The sequence below is a fragment of the Pedobacter sp. CFBP9032 genome, from assembly GCF_034045265.1.
Taxonomy (GTDB): domain Bacteria; phylum Bacteroidota; class Bacteroidia; order Sphingobacteriales; family Sphingobacteriaceae; genus Pedobacter.
Genome location: NZ_JAXCWE010000011.1, coordinates 26398 through 50722, shown reverse-complemented (window position 1 = coordinate 50722; position 24325 = coordinate 26398). Strand labels below are relative to the sequence as shown.

General features: G+C 42.0%; 11 protein-coding genes. 7 read left to right on the top strand and 4 right to left on the bottom strand.

Annotation, left to right across the window (positions count from 1 at the left end; translation table 11 throughout):
- Window positions 1-1143: 1143 nt before the first annotated feature.
- The 5 genes from SOM16_RS18255 to SOM16_RS18235 all read left to right on the top strand — a co-directional run bounded on the left by SOM16_RS18255 (window position 1144) and on the right by SOM16_RS18235 (window position 10155).
- Window positions 1144-3534, top strand: coding sequence for a glycoside hydrolase family 127 protein (locus tag SOM16_RS18255; protein WP_320465438.1), 2391 nt, complete (start codon window positions 1144-1146; stop codon window positions 3532-3534).
- 356 nt (window positions 3535-3890) lie between these two features.
- A complete protein-coding gene (locus SOM16_RS18250; protein ID WP_320465437.1) occupies window positions 3891-7034 on the top strand; it encodes a SusC/RagA family TonB-linked outer membrane protein in 3144 nt (1047 codons plus the stop codon).
- Window positions 7035-7045: 11 nt separating this feature from the next.
- A complete protein-coding gene (locus SOM16_RS18245) occupies window positions 7046-8515 on the top strand; it encodes a RagB/SusD family nutrient uptake outer membrane protein (protein WP_320465436.1) in 1470 nt (489 codons plus the stop codon).
- Window positions 8516-9187 (top strand): hypothetical protein, encoded by a 672-nt coding sequence (locus SOM16_RS18240; protein ID WP_320465435.1) that lies wholly within the window; start codon window positions 8516-8518, stop codon window positions 9185-9187. It begins immediately after the preceding gene.
- Between the two features lie 14 nt (window positions 9188-9201).
- Entirely contained in the window at window positions 9202-10155 is a 954-nt protein-coding gene (locus SOM16_RS18235; protein WP_320465434.1) for a hypothetical protein, read from the top strand.
- Window positions 10156-12046: 1891 nt separating this feature from the next.
- Here the strand turns inward: SOM16_RS18235 and SOM16_RS18230 are convergent.
- The 3 genes from SOM16_RS18230 to SOM16_RS18220 form a co-directional block, all read right to left on the bottom strand.
- A complete protein-coding gene (locus SOM16_RS18230) occupies window positions 12047-12370 on the bottom strand; it encodes a hypothetical protein (protein ID WP_320465433.1) in 324 nt (107 codons plus the stop codon).
- Window positions 12371-12608: 238 nt separating this feature from the next.
- Entirely contained in the window at window positions 12609-13544 is a 936-nt protein-coding gene (locus SOM16_RS18225; protein ID WP_320465432.1) for a glycoside hydrolase, read from the bottom strand.
- Window positions 13545-13549: 5 nt separating this feature from the next.
- A complete protein-coding gene (locus SOM16_RS18220) occupies window positions 13550-14995 on the bottom strand; it encodes a POT family MFS transporter (RefSeq protein WP_320465431.1) in 1446 nt (481 codons plus the stop codon).
- Window positions 14996-15157: 162 nt separating this feature from the next.
- Here SOM16_RS18220 and SOM16_RS18215 point away from each other — a divergent pair, with 162 nt between their 5' ends.
- Both SOM16_RS18215 and SOM16_RS18210 read left to right on the top strand, forming a co-directional pair.
- On the top strand, window positions 15158-16555 hold the full coding sequence (locus SOM16_RS18215) for a Xaa-Pro aminopeptidase (RefSeq protein WP_320465430.1): 1398 nt from the start codon (window positions 15158-15160) through the stop codon (window positions 16553-16555).
- A gap of 5 nt (window positions 16556-16560) precedes the next feature.
- Complete coding sequence (locus SOM16_RS18210; RefSeq protein WP_320465429.1) at window positions 16561-18333, top strand: aminopeptidase P family protein; 1773 nt, start codon at window positions 16561-16563, stop codon at window positions 18331-18333.
- Between the two features lie 2401 nt (window positions 18334-20734).
- Here the strand turns inward: SOM16_RS18210 and SOM16_RS18205 are convergent.
- Complete coding sequence (locus tag SOM16_RS18205) at window positions 20735-24259, bottom strand: family 43 glycosylhydrolase (RefSeq protein ID WP_320465428.1); 3525 nt, start codon at window positions 24257-24259, stop codon at window positions 20735-20737.
- Between the last annotated feature and the right edge of the window lie 66 nt (window positions 24260-24325).

The following is a 24325-nucleotide window of genomic DNA, read 5'->3' as shown; positions in this document are numbered from 1 at the left end:
CGATTTAAAAGATCAATAAGAATAAAACATAGGACCTGAATCAAGTTCAGGATGACGAGTGTGTTAACCCACCGCTCCTGCACACTTCCTTACGTAGAATAAACCTTATAAATCTAAGTCTGCATCCTGCTATTCCCCCCCTGCTTTCCGGCCTGGGAAATGATGGAAGGACAAAACGTTTAAAGCTTCGACTCTAAACTTTCAAACCACCACAACCCAAGGCAGCGCGTTCTCTCCCGATTCTTCATCGGGTGCTTGTGCTGCCGAAATAAGCTTTAACGAGTTTATCCGACATCAGATCCAAGCCTTGATTTTTTTGTTACTTTTTTGATCAAGCAAAAAAGTAAGAGCCCTTCGGCGGCTAGCCGAGGCAAGCCAGCGCAGCGGCAAAAAACAACCTATACGCCTATTTGCACCTTTCTCCCGGAAGGGGAAAGGACGCTGGAAAAAAGTATTCTTCGCAGCTAGCGACTTAAAAGATCAATAAGAATAAAACATAGGTCCTGAATCAAGTTCAGGATGACGAGTGTGTTAACCCACTGCTCCTGCACAATTCCTTACGTAGAATAAACCTTATAAATCTAAGTCTGCATACTGCTATTACCCCCTGCTTTCCGGCCTAGGAAATGATGGAAGGAGAAAACGTTAAAGCTTCTCCACAATCTTTCAACCCACCACAAGCTAAGGCAGCGCGTCCTCTCCCGATTCTTCATCGGGTGCTTGTGCTGCCGAAATAAAGCTTTAACGAATTTATCCGACATCAGGTCCAAGCCTTGATTTTTGTTTCTTTTCATCAAGGAAAAGAAAATAGCCCTTCGGCGGCCAGCCGAGGCAAGCTAACAAGGCAAGCCAGCGCAGCTTGCAACAACCAAACAAGTTAAAATACAGCTAACTTTTGCCAAAACTGATTAAATCACCACGAACCTTTATTCCTAATTTAGCACCATCAGCATAACTACTGAAACCACCAAAAACCAGATATAATAACGTTTAACATTTACACTAACCAGAAAAAAATTGCACATGCCAATCAGGCAGTACAGCTTTTCTATTTCAGCTTTAAAAGCCAAAGTAGATGCAAAAAGAATAAAGCCCATTCCCCATTAGGAAAGAAATATTAAACCAGAAAACCAGAATCGCTAAATGAAGAAATTAACAGTTGCATTGGTATTAACGGTTGCGGTGGCAACAACCCTTTCTGCACAGCAAAAAGACTACCCTATCCAGCCGGTTGCCTTTACAAAAGTGCATGTACACGATAATTTCTGGCAACCTAAAATGGAGGTAAATGCCAACGTAACCATCCCCTATGTAATTGCACAATGCAAAGCCAATGGCCGGATGGACAACTTTTTACGCGCCGGCAAAAAGCTAAGCGGCGATAAAATGAGTGAGTTCCCGTTCGATGATACAGACGTTTACAAGGCCATTGAGGGTGCATCTTACTCCATTCAAAATAAAGCGAACCCAAAACTAGAAGCGTATATTGATACACTCATCACCATTATTGGTGATGCACAAGAACCCGATGGTTATTTATTTACCTTCAGAACAGTAAACGCTAAACAACCACATGAATGGATCGGATCTAAACGCTGGGAGAAGGAAGAAATTCTGAGCCATGAACTTTATAATGCTGGTCACCTTTACGAGGCCGCGGTTGCCCATTATCAGGCAACAGGCAAAAAATCCTTACTAAATATTGCTATTAAAAATGCAGATCTTTTAGTGAAAACTTTCGGCCCTGGTAAAATAGAAGAATATCCTGGCCACCAGATTGTAGAGATTGGCCTTTCTAAAATGTATCGCGTTACAGCTAATAAAAAATATCTCGACCTCGCAAAGTTTTTTTTAGATGTCCGCGGACCAAAAGGTGATGCTTACAATCAGGCAGATAAGAAAGTAATCGACCAGCATACCGCAGTTGGCCATGCCGTGCGGGCAGCTTATATGTATACGGGAATGGCAGATATTGCTGCGCTCACGGGCGATACCAAATACCTTGCTGCGATTGATGATATCTGGGGAGATGTGGTGAATAAGAAACTTTACATCACAGGAGGCATTGGCGCTACTGGTGCTGGAGAGGCTTTCGGTGAAGCTTACCAACTCCCAAATATGTCTGCCTATGCAGAAACCTGTGCCGCAATTGGAAATGTATACTGGAATGAACGGATGTTTTTACTGCACGGCGATTCGAAATATATTGATGTACTGGAAAGAACTTTATATAATGGCTTATTATCTGGGGTTTCTTTAAGTGGCGATCGTTTTTTCTATCCTAACCCACTGGCCTCCATGTTTCAACATCAGCGCAGTGCCTGGATCAGTTGTGCTTGCTGCATCAGCAACATGGCCAGATTTTTACCTTCCCTACCCGGTTATGTGTACGCCAAGGATAAAAGCAACCTTTACGTAAATTTATTTATGGGTAATACCAGTAAAATTGCGCTCGATGTTACGAATGTAGAAATTACGCAAAGCACCGAATATCCATGGAAAGGTGAAGTAGCCATTGGCATCAATCCAGAGAAAACAGCTGATTTTACTTTAAAAATCCGGATTCCGGGCTGGGCAAATCAGGAAGCTTCTCCAGGCGATTTATATGCTTTTTTAGATAAGAAAACCCTTCCGGTTACGATTTCTATTAATGGAAAAGCCACTACATTCATCACTGATAAGGGTTATGCGGTACTAACCAGAAAATGGAAAAAAGGTGACCTGGTTTCGTTGAGCCTTCCGTTAGAAACGGATAAGGTAATTGCCAATAAAAGTGTAAAAGACGATTTATTCCGTTTTGTTTTGGAACGTGGGCCAATGGTGTATTGCCTGGAAGGGCCTGATAATAAAGATAGCCTGGTGCAAAACATTATGATTGATAAAAATGCCATCGCCACGGCACAATACGATGCTAACCTTTTAAATGGTGTTGGAGTAATCAATATTGCTGGCCAAAGCACTAAAAGACAGTTAAATAGCGATAGCCTTTTAGTGATGGATCAAAATGTGAAAGCCATTCCTTATTATGCATGGGCCAACCGCGGACCAAGTGAAATGACGGTTTGGATTCCTTATGAGCAATCTGCTGCCAGGCCAAAACCCGCAGCAACCATTGCCAGCAAAAGCACCGTATCGGCCTCGTTAAAAAATAAAAGAATGTTCTCTGCCATTAAAGACCAGTATGAACCGGCCGATTCTAAAGACACCAATTTCCCGTACCTGCACTGGTGGCCTGCAAAAGATACCAAAGAATTTATTCAATATGATTTCGATTCGGCACAAACGGTAAGTGAATCTAAAATTTATTGGTATGATGATAGTCCATGGGGTGGATGCCGGATTCCTGTTTCGTACAAATTGTTGTATAAAAAAGGGGATCAGTGGTTACCTGTCGAAGCAACTTCTCCATACGAAATTAGCAAAGACAAATTTAATATTCTGCAATTTAAACCGGTAAATACAACTGCCTTAAAAATGGAAATTCAACTCCCAAAAGAACATGCAACCGGCGTGCATGAATGGGCTGTAAAATAAAAAATCTAAGCTATATTTTCCATTTTAAAAAGCTTCCGTTTCTACACAATGTAAACGGAAGCTTTTTCATTTTAAGCATAAACCCAGCTAAAAAAGAAGACACCCAAAAAAATCAACTTATTAATAATCAAATCACTAATAAAAATCAGTCTAAATTTAACCGATATTATCATAAACTTCAGCTTTAGAATTTAAATCTTCCTCAACATAAAATCTCCAGTCAACTGATTTCGCGATTTTTTATTGTGGATAGGTTAAAAAACGATGCTAATCAGGTAAAATCTTCGTCATTAAAAAGTCATTACAACGGTAAATTTATAAACGTTAACCCAACATTTAAACTAACCGATAAGCTAATGAATTTGAACTTTACTTTGAGGCGAGGTAAGTTACTCGGCATCATGCTCTTTTTTTTGCTGCCCTTTGTTACCCTTGCACAAACCAGAATTACCGGTACGGTAACCGATGGTAAAAATGAGCCCATACCCGGGGCTTCTGTAAAACAAAAGGGCACCACAAACGGCACGTCGTCAGATAATAACGGGGCATTTTCGTTAACGCTTAAAGAAGGATCGCCAGTGCTTACCATCAGCATTGTGGGCTATAAAACCAGAGAAATTTCATCAACAGGGAAAACAAGTATCAAGATCCAGTTAGCAGAAGATGATAATGCTTTAGATGAGGTAGTGGCCATTGGTTACCAGAACATTCAACGGAAAAATACGGCGGGCGCAATCTCATCAGTTAAAGGAAAAGATTTTGAAAACACACCTTATTCCACTTTCGATGCCATGTTACAAGGTCGTGTTGCAGGTTTAACCATTTTGAGCACTTCTGGAGAACCGGGCGGAAAGAATATTGTGAGCATTCGTGGAGCGAGTAATGTGAACTTTAATCAAAGCAGTTCTCCTTTATATGTTATTGATGGAGTAATTTATGATGTAAATGACATTGGCTCTGCATATGGTAGCAGTCCGCTTCAGGCCATTAACCCCAACGATATTGAATCTGTAGACGTGCTGAAAGATGCATCAGCTTCGGCGGTATATGGAGCCCGAGCCGCTAACGGAGTAATTATTGTAAAAACGAAACGGGCTATTGCAGGTGCGCCGCCGCAAATCAGGGTTTCCAGTTATTTCGGAATCGCGAATAAGCCTGCGCTAAAGCCTATTCAAACAGGAGCAGCCGAGAGAAGGTTAAAGATGGATTTGCTTTATGGAGGCAATGCCACAAATGATGGTTTGAAGAACCTGAACATGATGCTTACAGATAGTTTAAACAGTGCTTTTAATAATAATACTGACTGGCAGGGATTGTTCCTTCAAACCGGAAACATCAGTAATGTTGATGCTAGTATTGCCGGTGCAACAGACAAGTATTCTTACCGATTTTCTTTTAACCGCTATTATGAAGAAGGGGTAATGAAGGGTTACGACATTACCAGAATCACCCCCAGCTTATTTTTTCAGGTCAATCCGACTAAAAAATTACTGGTTCAAACCAATTTATTTGTGGGCCTCACCAAGGCAAAACACGGATTGGGTGATCCCAATAGAACGAAATATCCGTTTACCACCTGGGGCTTCCCTTCGTCTTTCTGGAGTATTGGCACAGCTGAGCAGGAGTTATACACTGGAAGATACGATGAACTTCGGGATGATGATAAGAATACCAGTTTAAATGGAAACACCATGGCTCAATACACCATTTTGCCGGGTTTGAACCTAAAAAGTACCATCTCTTATAACATTACGAACAATACCCGCAGCTTTTTTATGCCGAGTGTTTTAAGCGGAAGTGGACAAAATGAGGCCACAGGCTACATTTATCAAACTAACCGTTGGGAATTGGAAAATACATTAAATTACTCCAAATCGCTGAAAAGTGGACATAACTTTAATATGGTTGTGCTTCAGGGAATGGAAAAAAATGTGCTGAATAATACGTACAGCTCAAGTGTAGGGAATGCAGATGCCGTTAAAACAGTAACGGGCATAGCCTCTGGCCCTAATTTATTTGTAAGCAATGAAATTCAGGAGCGTTCACGTTTATCTTGGATGGGCAGTTTTGTTTATGATTATAAGGGAAAATATTTACTACAAGCGGTGTACCGTACGGATGGATCATCCAGATATAGTGCAGATAGCAGATGGGGCTCTTTTCCCTCTATTTCTACGGGATGGAATGCGTCGGAAGAAAGTTTCTTCACACCACTAAAAAATGTAGTTTCTTACCTAAAATTCAGGGCCAGTTATGGGATTACGGGAAATGATCCCGGTGCTTATTATGCACAATATCAATCATTAATTGCCAATGGCAACTATCCAACATCGGTATTGGGTAACGGTCAGCAAGGATCGCAAACCACTTACAATGGCACGCAGGTGTTATATCCCGATTACTACGGCGCTGCTTCTGCTGCTTCCATCAGCTGGGAAAGAAGTCCGCAGTTTAATGCTGGTTTGGACCTCGGCTTATTAAAAGACAGGATTACTTTAACTGCTGATTATTATATCCGCGATTCAAAATCTAAGGTGTTTCAAATTGGTGTACCGTTAACCACAGGCTATTCGCAAACCTCCAATAACTATGTAGATCTACGTAATACCGGGATCGAATTTACTTTAACTACCCGAAATTTAGCACCCACATCAAAATTCCAGTGGACAACCAATTTCAACATTGCTTATAACGATAATTACATTACCAAACTACCCAATGGCGGAAGAGATTTCACCTTTGGTCCACCCTGGCTGCAACAAACGCTAAGTGTAGGCGAGCCGTTGTTCACCTTCAAGGTTTGGGATGTGAACAGGATTTATTCTACTGATGCCGATGTGCCCATAGATCCGAAAACGGGTAAAAGGATTACTCATTTTGGTGGTGCGCAATATGCTGCAGGCGACCCGGCAAGAATGGATCAAAATGGCGATTACAACATCGATTATAACGATTACGTATCCATGGGAAATCCAAATCCAAATATTACCGGCGGGATGTTAAATTCGTTTTCTTATAAAGGATTTTCGCTTGATGTACTGTTAACCTTTATCTCTGGCCGGAGCTTGAGGAATGGTTATTTATCTGATAAATTTCAGGATGCGGGTACTGATAATCCATACTTTTTCTGGGGTCCGCGTTCTGGCCCGGCATCAAATTTCAATGTGGCAGATTTCTGGTCTAAACCCGGTGATATTGCGAAATACCCAGGCCTGATAACCAATAGTGTTGATAAATGGCACATTGGCCAGAGCACTTACATTGAAGATGCAAGTTTCCTGCGTATTAAAAATATCAGATTAGGCTACATGCTGCCCCAAAAATTTACGAAAAAGATTGGATTAAACGTGGTTAGATTTTACGGTGTAATGGACAATGTTAAGGTGTGGTCGAGATCTACCGTACCTGATCCGGAAGCGGTAGATGTAGCGGGCTACTCTGGTGGGAATGATTATCCAATCCCTAAAAAGTACACCTTCGGCTTTGATTTAACTTTTTAATCCTGACTGCAATGAAAAAACTTACGATATATATATGCTGTGCAATCGGAATGAGCATGGCCACCTCGTGTAAAAAATTCTTAGAGGAGGAACCTATTAGCGTTTCTACCGACTTAACTTTCTGGAAAAAGGAAAGCGATGCCGATAAAGCTGTTGCCGGCGGCTATGCGCTATTGAGAAAAACATTAAATAAAGCTGAAGGTCTTGGTTTTTATGCTTATGGAGATTTGCCGACTGACGAATTTTCAGCTATAAATGCCTTCAGATTCGATAACATATTACGATTGGACTTATCTATTCCGGTTGGCAGTGCAGAAGTCAATGATAGAATGATGCAAATGAGAAGGTATGACACCTTCTATAGCGCCATTGATCAGGCGAATCGTTGCATTAAATTTATTCCTGCCATTGGCGATGATAAATTTACGTCGACTACCTCCAAAAATAATCTCCTGGGCGAAGCTTATTTTTTACGGGCCTTTAATTATTTCTACATGACCAGGATTTGGGGAGATGTACCATTGGTAGTAGAATCAGTTAATGTGCTCGATGCCGTAGACGTACCGCGCACCAAGGCAGCAGATGTTTTAGCACAATGCATTCGGGATGCGAATACTGCAATAGAACTATTAAGCTGGGATTATAGTAACGCAAACAATCGTGCAGTCAGGGCAAATAAAGGTGCGGCGCTGGCCCTATTGGCTCATATTTATGCCTGGCAGGGCGATTATCAGAATTGTAGTTTAACTGCAGATAAAATCCTGAGTCAAAACTTTTATCAATATGTAAACCGTGATAATTACCTGAATATTTTCAAAGGTAAATCAAGCGAGGGGATTTTTGAAATTGCGCAGAGCGATGAAAATGAAGGAAACTCATTCAACATTGCTTACTACACCTTAAAAAGCCCTTATTTAACAACCAATACGGGAACTGCACTATTTACGCTTAATGCTAATACCTTAACCACGCTGTTTGATACACCAACTGATAAGCGATTTACAACGGCATTTGCATTAACCAATTCTACCGATCCCATTTGCATTAAATATTCCAACATCAGTTATGTTAACGGGCAAAACGTGGTGAATGCCATATCACGAAACAACATTATCATTTTCAGGCTTGCGGATATTGCGCTGCTCAAAGCCGAAGCACTTGCCGCATTAAATCAGTTTGACCAGGCGAGATCTGCATTAAACGAAGTACGCGCCACCGCAGGCTTAGGCGCCTGGGCAGGTACAAATGCCAATCTGTTTGAAGGAATAATTGATGAGCGTGGAAGAGAACTTTTCTTGGAAGGGCACCGCTATTACGACCTGGTTAGGCTGGGTAAAAAAACAGGGATTTTGAAATTTGGCGCAGATAAAATGAATAAAAGTGATTTCGATGCAGGCAAATACTACTGGCCGCTGGATCCGGCATTAATGAACATTAATAAAAAATTGACTCAAACTCCTTTCTGGAGTTCAAAGATGTAAATGATGAAAAATAAACTCCTGTATTTTATAATAGCTTGCCTGGGGCTGGCCTATTTTACCAGTTGTAAAAAAAGTGAATATTTAACTGACGGTGGCCTGAGCGAGGCGAAAACACCACTCACCACCTACGATTACCTGAAACAACATAAATACCATTTATTTGATACGCTGATTATGGTAATCGATCATTACAACATGAAGGATGAAGTAAATGGTGCGGCCACCTTTTTTGCGCCAACCAATTATTCGATCAATAATTACATCAGATTTAAGCGAGATTCTGTTCGGAAGATTGACGAAAATAATACCTACACCTTAGCAGATATGTATAAAAACATCACTGCAGATTCATTACGGATGTACTTGTCAAAATCGAGAATAGAATTAACTGCTACGCCCCTACAGCCATTAATGGTGGCGAACGCAGCAAATACACAAACGGCTGTTCAAAGGGTTTTACAGCCAAAACCAGCCGAGTCATGGTCTTCGGCACCAATTTATTACCTCTTTTATATCAAAGTAAGGGGCGGGTTGGATCCTCCCAATGCCACTCCTGTACCCAACGATCCTGAAATAGATTTAAGGGCTCAATGCCAAACCACGGGGATTGAACCCTCTTCGGGTGGAATGCTCCATGTGCTAAACAACAACCATACATTCATCAGATTCTAACCAGGAGAAACATCATGAAAAAAAGATTTATCATTTCATCTCTATCTGCATTGGCTCTGGTGGGCATCTTTTTTAGCTGCAAAAAAGTGACTCCAGGCTTTATCAGTGATTACATGTACTACAGTCCTAATCCGCTGATCGCCACTCAGGGCAACGTGATTAACTCGAAAGCCCTCGAGCTGGATGGCACTACAGGCCCGGTGAAGGTTAAGCTATTGGCTGTCCGGAATTCAGATACCGGCCAGCCCGCACCAGACATGCTCAAAGAATTTACCATCAAGCAGTTTTTAGGGCAAATTACCACAGCTGATTCTACCGTGGCACTGGTGAATCAAAAAATTGTATTAAAACCCGCAGCCCCGTTGGAGGTAAGTGAGATAGGCGGTCGGATAACCCTTTCACAAGCTACAGCAAATGTAGCTACTGGTAATTATGTAATCGACGTTCAGGTAACCAATGTTAAAGGTACCCGCGACATCTTAAACGCCTGTAAAATTCAATTGCTTCCTAAAGCGAATTTCGCTTTAGATTCTGGTCCTTTTTTCACCACTTCTGATCCTGATGCAGAAACCGGTTTCAGTGGGCAAGCGCCGCTTCCTGTTACCGTCACTTACGATAGCAAAGGACCAAATAAAATCAGATTTGTTTTTTTAGATAAAAACGGAACGGCCTTCAATCCATCCGCTGGACAGGTAATAACCAGAGGTGACCGTGGTAATTTCTCACAAATGAATCCTTACTTCCCCTTGGTTAGAACCACCACTGCCATGGAATGGGATTTTATCGACCTGCCTAACGGTTTCCCCATCAAAGATGGCAATAACGGAACGGGTAATTACTATAGAATTCCGGCAAGGTTTACGGTTGAGAACAGAAACGTGAATCCGGTATTCTTCGGTTTTAAAGCATTATCTGCAGGCACTTACACGGTAACAATTCAAATCCCTGCCATCACCAAAAAGCCATAATAGTTAGTTTAGTTTGAACCCAGATCGGATTATACCGATGCTGGGTTTTTTATTGCCCGACCCACATCTTCAAATACGTTCTTATGATGACTTATTCCGCAGTAAAAAATTTATCTATACGCACAGGCAGTAGGGCAAACCCTTGCTTCAGGTTGGCTGGGCTAATGTTATAGTCAAATGTTTTGTCATGTTTGCCTGCAAGGCGCAGCAAAGTGAAAACACGAAAACAGTCCCGGTGCCTATTGATACGCAACGCTACTTCCCGGAAATATAACTACCCAACAAGGCCAATCCACCGTTCCTTTTTTCTGCTCTTAGACCAGCATCGTCAATTTTTTGGATTGGCACTAACCAAGCCTATCTACTGACTTAGATAAAAAATTGCGAACCGGCAGCGTTGTTTCTTTTGCTGTCAAAAGAAAGAAGCACGTCCGGCCAGGACACGATAAAATCCTTTTAAACCCGAAGCGTAAAAGACATTTTTTTTTGTAGCATTCATCTAGTCGCTGGTGTAACTATCTGCCATAAACTTTTCCCGCTGCGCAGCCTTGCCTCGGCTAGCCGCCGAAGGGCTCTCTTCTTTTTCTTGGCAAAAAGAAGCAAAACCCAAGGCTTGGATCTGATGTCGGATTAGCGCGTCCAAATTTAAATGGCGGTAGCGCAAGGGCTCGATTTGCTTTGTAATGAAGATTTGTTTTAGGAGCCGTTCGCGCTACCTTGGGCTGTGGGGAAATTTGAACGTTGGTGCGAAAATTTCAACGGCTTCTCCTTCCATCATTTCCTAGGCCGGATAGCAAAGTGGCAATAGCGAGTGGATAATTTTTTTGAAAAAAGAACCGAGAAATACGATCGCTATCACTAACCCAGCAAGGCCAAACCACCGTTTCTTCGTTCTGCTCTTAGACCGGCATGGTCAATTTTTTGGATTGGCACTAACCAAGCCTATCTACTGACTTGGATAAAAAAATTGCGAGCCGGCAGTTTTGTTTCTTTTGCTGTCAAAAGAAAAAATGCCTGTCCGGCCAGGACACGATAAAATCCTTTTAAACCCGAAGCGTAAAAGACATTTTTTTGTAGCATTCATCTATCGGCTTGTGTCATCACCTGCTGAAAACTTTTCCCGCTGCGCAGCCTTGCCTCGGCTAGCCGCCGAAGGGCTCTCTTCTTTTTCTTAACAAAAAGAAGCAAAAGTCAAGGCTTGGACCTGATGTCGGATAAACTCGTTAAAGCTTTATTTCGGCAGCACAAGCACCCGATGAAGGATCGGGAGAGGACGCGCTGCCTTGGGTTGTGGTAGGTTGAAAGATTGTGGTTGAAGCTTTAACGTTTTCTCCTTCCATCATTTCCTATGCCGGATAGCAGGGTGGCCATAGCATGAGGAGAAAATTGGATGCAGACTTAGATTTATAATAAGAATGGCGATCGCTATTGCTACCCAACAAGGCCAAACCACCGTTTCTTCGTTCTGCTCTTAGACCGGCATGGTCAATTTTTTGGGATGGCACAGACCCAAGCCCAGCTACTAACTTGGATAAAAAAATGCGAGCCGGCAGTTTTGTTTCTTTTGCTGTCAAAAGAAAAAAGGCCCGTCCGGCCAGGACAAGATAAAATCCTTTTAACCAGAAGTGTAAAAGACATTTTTTTGTAGCATTCATCTATCGGCTGGTGTCATCATCTGCCGTAAACTTTTTCCCGCTGCGCAGCCTTGCCTCGGCTAGCCGCCGAAGGGCTCTCTTCTTTTTCTTAACAAAAAGAAGCAAAAGTCAAGGCTTGGACCTGATGTCGGATAAACTCGTTAAAGCTTTATTTCGGCAGCACAAGCCCCCGATGAAGGATCGGGAGAGGACGCGCTGCCTTAGCTTGTGGTGGGTTAAAAGATTGTGGGGAAGCTTTAACGTTTTCTCCTTCCATCATTCCCTAGGCCGGATAGCATAGTGGCAATAGCGAGTGAATCATTTTTGTTGAAAAAGGAGGAAGAAATATAATTGCTATGGCCACCTGGAAAGGCCAAACCACCATTTCTTCGTTCTGCTCTTTGACCGGCATGGTCAATTTTTTGGGATGGCACAGACCCAGCCCAACTACTGACTTGGATAAAAAAATTGCGAGCCGGCAGTTTTGTTTCTTTTGCTGTCAAAAGAAAAAAGGCCCGTCCGGCCAGGACACGATAAAATCCTTTTAAACCCGAAGCGTAAAAGACATTTTTTTGTAGCATTCATCTATCGGCTGGTGTCATCACCTGCTAAAAACTTTCTCCCACTGCGCTGTCCTGGCTCGCCCAGCCGCAGAAGGGCTTGTTCCTTTTTCTTGATAAAAAGATGGCGGAAAGAAAATAAGCTAATCGGGCAAGGGGCGTGCAAACAATTCCCACTTTTTTATCTTCGCCTCCACCGAAAGCGGTGTTGCTTCTTTGCGAGGCAGGAAGCAATCTTAATTGGTTATAGTTACCTTAATTAATGTTTCACTGTCGGCCCTCCAAAAGAAATATTCTTTCCATAATAAACATCTGCGGGAATATGATGCCCGGCATAAACTTGCGAAAGAATATGGTATAAGGTTGGATCGTATGCCTTTAAGTCGTCAGGGGTTTGAACTTTAACCGTACCATCAATAAATGCATAATTCGACCAAAACCACCACTGACTCCCTTCTGCCCAATATTCAGCAACCGTATTAATCGCATACTGGCCTTTATACATTCCTTTTTGCTTCGCCGCCTGATACGCCACATCAATCTGTTTATAAAGCTCAGAATCAGCCTTCCTTAAGGCCGACATTACATTGTGACTCCACTCATGCACCATAATATTTTCACCATAATATTTGGTTCCCGGGAAGCCTAATAGGTTTTCTTCTGCACAAGAAGTTTGAATCCCACCCATCCCCCGGGCACGCTGATTCCAATAACCTTTATCGGTTAAACTCGCTATCCCGCCAGGTTTATTATAATTTTCCCTCTCCGTTGGCGTAAGGCGCCCGTCAGTAAGCTCTGGCTTTTTCCAGTTGCTGTATTCGGGCAGGTCGGTTTGCATTTCAGACCAAGCCATAATGGATAAACGTGCTTTCATGCTGATCATCGCACTGCGAATATCAGGTCTTTTTACCAGCATATAATTAATGATATCTCGTGCCACCAGCAATGCCGCATCAGAAACCTTGGCCGAAGAAACTACAGGAATCCCAAAGGCATCGGTATATTTTTCATAGAATTTTGGATAACCCAGTGAATCCGGCGGACGGGAAATTAAAAGCTGTTCTAGATTAGTAACCAAAGGTTTTATGACGCTTTTTTGCTCCTGCGCATTGGCGCTTAACGTAAAGAAAAGAGCCGTTATCATGAAAATTGCTTTCGAAAAGCATTGTTGTTTTTTAGGTAGTTGGCCAATCATATTTGCTAATTTAATTCAGGTTGAATGAGAGGGATAACATCGGTTTCCTGTCTTTCTTTAATCCTCGGAGAAACAAAAAGATAGACTATAATGAAGAGACAAAGCAAGCCGATGAAGAACCAGTAGTAATCGGCACCCTTAAACTGAGCGAAAAAACCACCCGTAGAAATGCTTCGGTTCACTAATGCGGTAAAGAGATTTCCCAATGCAGTAGTAAATAACCAAATGGCAATCATGGTACTTTTCATCGATTTACTGGCCTGCGTATAGGCATACTCCAACCCGGTGATGGAAACCAGAACTTCCGCGGCAGCAAGAATGGCATAAGCCAATACCTGCCATCCAATAGCAGGGGTTGCACCGCCGTCGATATTGGTTTGGATCAACGCGATAATAACAAAAGATATGGCGGTAAGTACTAATCCCGCTCCGATTCTACGGAGTGGTGTGGTTTTCAAGCCTCTTTTATCCAGAAAAGGATAGAGCCAGTAATTAAATATCGGAATAAATACAAGCAGGAAAAAAGGGTTTACTGTCTGAATTTGTTCTGGCAACAGGTTAATCCCAAGAATATGGCGATCCATTTTTGTGGCCTGTAATACCCATTCTGATAAATTTTGATCCCAAAGGGCCCAGAAAATTGGAATAAATGCAAACACTGCTAAAACATTGTAAACCGTTTTAACATCTTCCACTTTCTGGTGATCAAATTTTTCTTTCGCAACATCCAGTAGCGACTGCTTTTTCTTTTTCGATCTCCAGTTAAGGAGGGCATAAACAGAAATAAAAACGAAGTTATTTTTATTCACGCCCGATGGCGGAACATTAGTATAAGTTTTCCTCCCCCAAAAAAATATTAACGTAGCTAATGCCATTAAAATTCCCGGAATTCCAAAGGCCCATTTGGCACCATAACGATCATAAACCAATGGAATAAGAATGGTTGATAATACAGAACCTGCGTTTATGCTGAAGTAAAACCAACCATAAACTTTAGACATCAGGTGTTTGTTATCGGGGGTAAACTGATCGCCGAGATTTGCAGATACGCAGGATTTAATCCCTCCGGCACCGATGGCGATTAAAATTAACCCACATTTAAATTTTTCCAGGTCATGATCAAATAAAGCCAGACACAAATGGCCAATGCAATACACAATCGACACATAAATAATCACTTTGTATTTTCCAAAAAACCAATCTGCTACCAGGCCGCCAACAAATGGAAGCGCATAAGCAAGTGATACAAAAAAATGTGTGGTTTCGTTTGCCTTGGCCTCTGCAGTAATCTGCAAAAGAGGATTCATGGTTGGGTTAAAAAAGTGAAACACCAAAAAGGTGGCTAAAATAGAACGCATGCCATAAAAACTAAAGCGTTCAGCTCCTTCGTTGGCAATAATATATCCGATACTTTTGGGGTAGCTGCCTTTTTTAGACTCCGTTTTATCCATACGCTAATTTGGCGTAATTCCCGGCATCAATCTTTACTGATTTTCACCCTATGAGGCATTATCTTATCCTGTTTGAGATTGTGACCAAAATGAGCAGACATTTTTTACCGCTTTTGTTACTTTTGGTCAAAATTTATCATTTATTACAACAAAATAAAGCAAATGTTCCAAACAAATGTATACGTGGAAAGAAGAGCAGCATTGGCTCAGCAGTTAAAATCTGGACTACTTTTTTTCTTTGGCAACGACGAAAGTCCGATGAATTACGCAGACAATACTTACAGTTTCAGACAGGATAGTACATTTTTATATTATTTTGGGATTGCGCACCCGGGCTTAGTGGCCGTGATTGATCTTGATGAAAATCGTGAAATTATTTTTGGAAACGAAATGAGTATCGATGATATCGTTTGGATGGGTAGGCAGCAAACCATCCAGGAAAAAGCAAACTTAGTGGGCATTTCACAGCTTCAACCCTTTAACGAGGTATTTAGTTATGTTAAACAAGCCCTTTCCAAAAACAGAACGGTGCACTATCTACCGCCATACCGTGCAGATAATAAAATAAAGCTCGCTCAGCTTTTAAATATAGGCGTGAACGATTTAAAAGAATCGGCTTCTGTACCTTTTATAAAAGCAGTTGCAGCACAACGTGCCATCAAATCAAACTTGGAAATTGCGGAAATAGAGACAGCCGTTAACCATACCATTGATATGCATTTACTGGCCATGCGTAAAACCAGGCCGGGAATGAAAGAGGAAGAGGTTGCTGCTTTAATTCATGGCGAAGCTCTAAGAACAGGTGGAAATCTGGCTTATCCAATTATTTTAACCATCAACGGGCAGATTTTACATAACCATTTTCACGGAAATGTGATGCAGGAAGGTCAGCTGGTGCTGAACGATTCTGGAATGGAAACCGAACTTGGCTATTGTGGAGATTTAACGAGAACGTTTCCTGTCGGGAAAAAATTTGATAGCAGGCAACGGGAAGTTTATGCGATTGTTCAGTCTGCGCTTCAGCGTGCAGAAGCTGCCTCCACACCAAATGCAAGATATATAGATGTTCATTTTGAGGCATGTAGAGGTTTGGCTGAAGGGATGAAAGCGATGGGTTTGATGAAAGGAGATGTAGAGGAAGCGGTAGCTGCGGGAGCACATGCACTATTTTTTCAATGCGGTACCGGCCACATGATGGGGCTTGATGTGCATGATATGGAAGATCTGGGCGAAAAGTATGTGGGCTATGATGATAACTTAAAGAAAGAAACCGAACTTTTTGGTTTGAAATCTTTAAGACTGGGCAAGGCATTGGAACCTGGTTATGTTTTTACCATTGAGCCAGGAATTTATATGATTCCGGAACTGATAGATTTGTGGAAAGCTGAACGCAGATTTAAATCCTTTATCAATTATGATGCAGTAGAAAAATTCAAAGATTTCAGCGGAATTCGCTTAGAAAATAATTACGCCATGACCAACGAAGGTTTGCAACTATTAGGCAAACCACTCGCGATTGAAATGGATGAAGTGGAAGAAATTAGGAACAGCGCTTATTAAATAATATGACTTACCAGGAAAAATTATCTGCCATCAGGGCAAAAATGATCGCAGCTGGGATTGATGCGTATATTATTCCATCTTCCGATCCGCACATGAGTGAGTATGTACCAGATCGTTATAAGTGCATTCATTTCACATCCGGTTTTACAGGCTCTGCCGGGACTTTGGTGATTACTCAGGATTTTGCAGGCCTTTGGGCTGATTTTCGTTATTTCGAACAGGCAAACCAACAACTTAGCGGAAGTGGGTATGAATTGGTAAAATTAAAGGTTCAATACACACCTGAATATATTGACTGGTTAGATGGGCAATTGCCTGCTGGGTCTGTGGTAGCGTTCGATTTTCAGCTCATGTCGATGGTTTTGGGCGAAGAAATTAAAGGAGCCCTCTCGGTAAAGGACATTGCAATTCAGGATCAGGATTTCGTGACTGATATATGGGAAAACAGACCAGCGTTACCAGGTGATCTGGCAGTGTTGTTGCCCGAAGAAGATTGCGGACAGGATTTTAAAAGTAAGTTAGCTGATCTTCGAAAGGCATTGCAACTGGCTAAAGCTGATGTTCATGTCATTTCCAGTTTAGATGATCTGGCCTGGCTTTTCAACATCCGTGGAAATGATGTGCGTTATAACCCGGTAGTGCTTTGTTACGCTTTAATTACTGATGAAGAGGTAAGATTATACCTTAATGAGGAAAAATTATCTTCAGATGATTTGAACTTACTTGCACAAAGGGGCGTAGTGGTAAAAAACTATCAGTCAATTGCTGCTGATCTTGACGAATTAACGGATTGTACAATCTTATTAGATGGAAAGCGGACTTGCTATCAGTTCTTCACCCGATTATCTCCATCAATTCGCATCATCAAGGAAACCAACCCGGTCGTGTTTCTGAAATCGATTAAAAACGAAATAGAAATACAGCATACCCGGGCGGCAATGGTGAGCGATGGTGTCGCACTCACACGGTTTTTCAAGTGGCTGGAAGAAAATATCGGTAAGATAGAAATTACAGAACTTTCTGCTTCACAAAAAGTGAAGGAATTCCGTGAATTGGGTAAAACATTTGCTGGGATAAGTTTTGCGTCCATCGCAGGCTATGGTCCGCATGCTGCACTTCCACATTATTGTCCTGATGAAGAAAGTAATCTCGAATTACTTCCTAAAGGGCTTTTTCTGCTCGATTCTGGCGGTCATTATTTTTACGGAACAACCGATATTACCCGAACGGTTCCGCTAGGTGAGACTACAGAAGAAGAGAAACTGGATTATACTTTGGTGCTTTCGGCGATGATTTTTGGTTCTGCAGCTAAATTTCCAAAAGGTACCAAAGGTTATCAAATAGATGGGATTGTTCGTCAGCAGCTTTGGCAACGAGGTATTAATTACGGACATGGAACTGGCCACGGCGTGGGATATTACCTGAATGTGCATGAAGGACCGCAAAACATCGGACCATCTAATGCTGCGGTTGCAATAGACCCGGGAATGATTACTTCCATAGAACCTGGTATTTACCGACCAGGGAAACACGGGGTGAGGATCGAAAATTTGGTGTTAACTGTTCCGGCAGCTACGACTTATTTCGGTGAGTTTCTTCAGTTTGAAACGGTTACGTTAGCGTATATTGATACTTCAATAGTGATTGCAGAATGGTTACTCCCTGAACAAATCAGCTGGTTAAATGCTTATAATCAAGTGGTTTATGAGCAATTGAAGCCGGAGTTGAGTGAAGAGGAGGCAGTATGGCTTAAGGAAAAATGTAGGGCGATATAAAAGGTCGTGATGACGAGGTACGAAGCAATCTCTCTTTTATACGAGTTTGCCTCGGCTGGCTACTAAGGGGCTCTTACTTTTTTGCTTGATCAAAAAAGTAACAAAAAAATCAAGGCTTGGACCTGATGTCGGATAAACTCGTTAAAGCTTTTTATCGGCAGCACAAGCACCCGATGAAAAATCGGGAGTGGACGCGCTGCCTTGGTCTTTGAGGGTATGAAAGACTGTGGTTGAAGCTTTAACGTTTTCTCCCTCCATCATTTCCTAGGCCGGATAGCAGGGTGGCAATAGCATGAGGAGAATTAGGATGCAGACTTAGATTTATAACAAGAATGGCGGCCGCTATCACTACCCAACAAGGCCAAACCACCGTTTCTTCGTTCTGCTCTTAGACCGGCATGGTCAATTTTTTGGAATGGCACTGAACTAGCCCAGCTACTGACTTGGATAAAAAAATTGCGAGCCGGCAACTTTGCTTCTTTGGTTGCCCAAAGAAGAGAGCCCGTCCGGCCAGGACAAAATAGAATCTTTTAAACACGAAGCGTAAAAGACATTTAAATTGCACCAGTCATCTATCAGCTGTTGTCATCATCTTGCCGTAAACTTTTTCCCGCTGCGCAGCCTTGCCTCGGCTAGCCGCCGAAGGGCTCTCTTCTTTTTCTTGACAAAAAGAAGCCAACCCGAGCTTTTCTGCGAGCTCATGAATACCTATAAAAACATAAACAACTAATGAATAAACTCAAGGCTTGGACCTGATGTCGGATAAATTCATTAAAGCTTTATTTTGGCAGCACAAGCACCCGATGAAGAATCGGGAGAGGACGCGCTGCCTTGGGTTGTGGAGTATGAAAGATTATGTTCGAAGCTTTAAACGTTTTCTCCTTCCATCATTTCCTAGGCCGGAGAGCAGGGTGGTCATAGCATGATGAGAATTAGGATGCGGACTTAGATTTATAAAAAGAATGGCGATCGCTATTACGACCCAACAAGGCCAACCACCGTTTCTTCGTTCTGCTCTTAGACCGGCATGGTCAATTTTTTGGGATGGCACTGACCTAGCCCAGCTACTGACTTGGATAAAAAATTTGCGAGCCGGCAGTTTTGTTTCTTTTGCTGTCAAAAGAAAAAAGGCCCGTCCGGCCAGGACGCGATAGATACTTTTAAACCCGAAGCGTAAAAAACATTTTAGTTGTCGCAATCATCTATCGGCTGGTTTCATCACCTGCTGAAAACTTTTCCCCGCTGCGCTGCCTTGCCTCGGCTGGCCGCCGAAGGGCTTCTACCTTTTTCTTGATAAAAAGGTAGCCAAAAATCAAGGCTTGGACCTGATGTCGGATAAATTCGTTAAAGCTTTGTTTCGGCAGCACAAGCACCCGATGAAGAATCGGGAGAGGACGCGCTGCCTTGGGTTGTGGTGGGTATGAAAGACTGTGGCAGAAGCTTTAACATTTTCTCCTTCCATCATTTCCTAGGCCGGATAGCAGGGTGGCAATAACAGGATGAGAAAATAGGATACAGACTTAGATTTAGAACAAGAATGGCGATCGCTATCACTACCCAACAAGGCCAAACCACCGTTTCTTCGTTCAGCTTTTAGACCGGCATGGTCAATTTTTCGGGATGGCACTGTCCAAGCCTACTCACTAACTTTAACAGAAAAATTGCGAGCCGGCAGTTTTGTTTCTTTTGCTGTCAAAAGAAAAAAGGCCCGTCCGGCCAGGACACAATAGAATCTCTTTAACCCGAAGCGTAAAAGACATTTTTTTGTAGCATTCATCTATCGGCGGGTGTCATCGCCTGCCATAAACTTTTCCCGCTGCGCAGCCTTGCCTCGGCTAGCCGCCGAAGGGCTATCTTCTTTTTCTTGGCAAAAAGAAGCAAAACCCAAGGCTTGGACCTGATGTCGGATAAATTCGTTAAAGCTTTATTTCGGCAGCACAAGCACCCGATGAAGGATCGGGAGAGAACGCGCTGCCTTGGATTGTAGGGATTGAAAGATTGTGGTTGAAGCTTTAACGTTTTCTCCTTCCATCATTTCCTAGGCCGGATAGCAGGGTGGCAATAGCAGGATTAGAATTAGGATGCGGACTTAGATTGATAACAAGAATGGCGATCGCTATCGCTACCTAGCAAGGCCAAACTACTGTTTCTTCGTTCTGCTCTTAGACCGGCATGGTCAATTTTTTGGGATGGCACTGACTAAGCCTACTCACTAACTTTAACAGAAAAATTGCGAGCCGGCAGTTTTGTTTCTTTTGCTGTCAAAAGAGAAAAGGCCCGTCCGGCCAGGACATGATAAGATCCTTTTAACCCGAAGCGTAAAAGACATTTTAGTTGTAGCATCATGTTATTGATAAACGCAGATAACGATCGCTTAAAAAAAGTTAGATACAAATCGCTATTATTTCTTTTGAAAAACCTTAAAACCTTCAAAAGCACCATACCCAGCAATATCACCATAAGTAGCATGATATACTCCAACTTCCAGAACTCCATTCGCAAGATCATCCCGCTTAACCGGACTTCCCGGAAGGTTTACCCAATTCTTTCCATCATGGCTTCCCCTCAAGAAAAACATATTTCCTGCACGTTGGATTTGTAAATGTCTGTAAAAGTCCCATTTTGATGAATTATTGAACTGAATTCTTCCTTTTGCACTCAAATTGGTTACAATATTACCAACTCCCCAGCCGGGCATGATACCGTTTTGAATTAGATTCTCATTGCTTCCCGGCCATTTTACCATAATACCTGCCTCACTTGCACCATAAGCTTTTTTCTGTGCCAGGCCGAGGAGGTCTGAAAGCATTACTTCAGCTACAAAATCCCCTTTGATATTTTGGTATGCAAAAGGACCTGTTGAAGCCGAGCCATCCCATAATGTGTTGTGATCAATCATTTTCAGTACACCTGATTGCTGAATAAGTGTATCTGCTGTTCCCATAAAACCATCCCAGGAGGTTCCGGCTAATCCGGCTTTTGATGCAGGAATGGATTGAGCCGTTCCACTTTGTCTTTTAATTGTGAATAGCGAGGAATCGGGTTTTGCAGTAAAGGCTGAAGAAGGCTCCGTTACATTGCCAAAATTATCTTTCACTTTCAGTATATACGCATAATTACTTTCTGGCTTAACCGAAAAATCTATAAAATCTGCTGTCTGATTCCACCTTGCACTCTTTGGATCATTTACTTCGGTAAATAAATATTCAAAAGCATTACCAGGCAATGCAGGTTGATGAGCAACCATAGAAACCATGCCCGGTGTTATAGCAGACGGATTCGAAGCAAAGCTTGCTTTCACATTCGTGATACTTTGCGTACGTTTCCAAAAACTAAATTCTTCACCTCGATCAAGCTCATTTAAAGAGATATTATAAATGAGAACAGAAGATATTGCAGTTTGACCACCCGATGTTTCAAGTAAAATCTGTTGATCCTTTTGGGCGTTTGAATTTGATAACTTAGTAGTTAATTTCCCATCTACGAAGACCTGAAACTTCCCGTTTGCATAATTGCAAATTACTTGCTGCCACCTGCCTGTTCCGGCTAAATTTGTACTTTTCCCTTCTCCAAAATAAAAGTTAGTTTTTGAAGCCTTCGCCGTTAAAACAGAAAAAACGGCACTGAAAGGTTTAGTGAAGTTGATTGCTTTAGCAATATCATCCGTTAAAAGAAGCTTTGCTCCATCACTTAATACAACCGAAATTTTACCAGACCTATCAGCAACTGCCACATCACCTTTTATATTCAGTTTACCTAAAGCAGTACCATGGTTTTGCCAGCTTTTTAATTTTCCATATGCCAGATTTTTAGCGTCGGCGTATAAAACTGTATTATTATTTATTCCTTTGGTGTAAGTAGTTGTTATCTCCTCAAAACTTAAAGGCTGATCATAAATTTTCAATGAGGCAAGCGCTCCAGAGAATCCTGTACTTCCATCTTCATTGCCCCCAACCAAAAAGCGGGATAGTTTTTTAACAAACAGCATTCTTCGATCCGCACGATCTAGTTTACCATCTACGTAAATGCGTTCTAATGTTCCATCGAAAACCATCACAATGTGGTGCCATTGGCTTAGCTTCGGAACTTCCTTAAATCCCAAATCTGCCCAACCCAGGTGAACGGCCGCACCAGCACTTTTGCTGGAACCATAACCCACCGAAACATTTGTCAAATTATCACCTCCCCTATTTGTCCACGATACAATGGTTTCTTCCTTATCAATTTCCGGATTAAGTACCCACATAGCCACACTATAGCTACTGTTTCCCATTAAAGATTGCGGTGCCAGATGAGAAGACGACAAACGCTCCTTTCCAGAGAACAATAAAGCTTTTTTCCCCTCAATCATTGCAACGATTGGTTTAGCTGCGCCAGCAGATAAAAATGTGCCTGCCAGTTTCCCTCTATTTGGAATACTTTCAACAGCTGATCCGATACGAAGCTTACTGAAATTCAAATCAACCAATAAACCTTTCGATTCAAAACGTTGCAAAGATTCCCATTTTTTAACTTTGGTATTCATCAGCGGACGATACGTTGCTTGATCAAAAACTTTAATGTTCCAGATGGCCTTATTTAAACCAGGGTATTCGGTGTGCAAAACGGTTGTACGCAAATATCTTGCCTTCACATTTCCAAAATCAATCATCGGACTTCCATGTTGGGTATTGCGACTTTTATCTGCATACAGTTTCCACGTTTTTCCGTCCAGAGAATACTCGATTTTATACTGATAAGACCAGGTGGCGTATTCAAACTGGGTATGGACACTTCGAACATTAATCGCCTTACCTAAATCTACCTGCAACCACGATGAGCCGATATTATTTTTAGGTTTCCACAGTGTTCCGTTGTTATCATCTACTGCGTATTCCGCTTTAAAATCCTGATCATAAACTGAAGAGGGCGTCACCCTTTTACCTAAAGCAAGGTTCGCATGTGGATTTACATTTTTGGCTAGATAACCAACCCCCTCATGAGTCGGCACTAGTTTAAGGATATTCCCCTTCTCATCAAAAATGATTTTATCGGCTGCCACTTGTCTGTGGTAACCCCCATCATTATGTGGATTATTGTGGCGGTGATAGATTAAATAAAAATCATCGCCTTGCTGTAATACCGATTGATGGCCTGGCCCATGCACTGTTCCATCGCTATTGGTTACCAAAATAGGATTTTCAGTGGCGTATTTAAAAGGCCCCATTGGGTTGGTTGCCGTTGCATATTGTACCCGGTAAGTACCATCTTCACAATAACCGGATGAATAAGTGAGGTAATAGATTCCTTTTCTTTTGAATACAAATGGCGCCTCGAAAAAATCTTTAGCATCTGTATTGGGAATTTGAGCCAATTTAGCGAACGATTTCATATCTGCGTTAAGCAAACCAACCCCGCAGCCATGGTTTGGATAAATGCCCCAGGTACCCCAGTACATATAATATTTCCCATCATCATCTTTAAAAGTCTGGCCATCTAACGTTATTACATTTGGCACCAGGAAGTTCGGAACAATTGGTTTACCTGGATCTAATAGGGGTGTCCACGGCCCCACTGGAGTACTAGAAGATGCACCAAAGATTTCTACCGGCTGGCAATAATAAAGGTAATATTTCCCGTCGGGACCTAACGTTGCATCTGGTGCCCAATAATGATGGGTAGTGGGCCAGTTCATATCGCTCATTGTCCAGTTCACAAAATCTTTTGAAGTCCATACCTGCGATGGTCCGAAGCCACCTCCATTCCCATCTGTAGTGGCGTATATATAATAAGTATCTCCAAATTTCTTTACTGTTGGATCTGCAAAGTAACCCGGAATAATAGGATTACCATTACCTTTTTCCAGGTGTTTAGATTGAGCTATTAGGGATTCACAAAAACTACTCAAAACTGAAAAAAGCAAGAAACTAAGCAAAGAATTTTTCATAATTATTGATTTGACCCTGCTTCGGAGCGATGAGATTAGTTCCGGTTCATCCGCAGCAATAGGCAT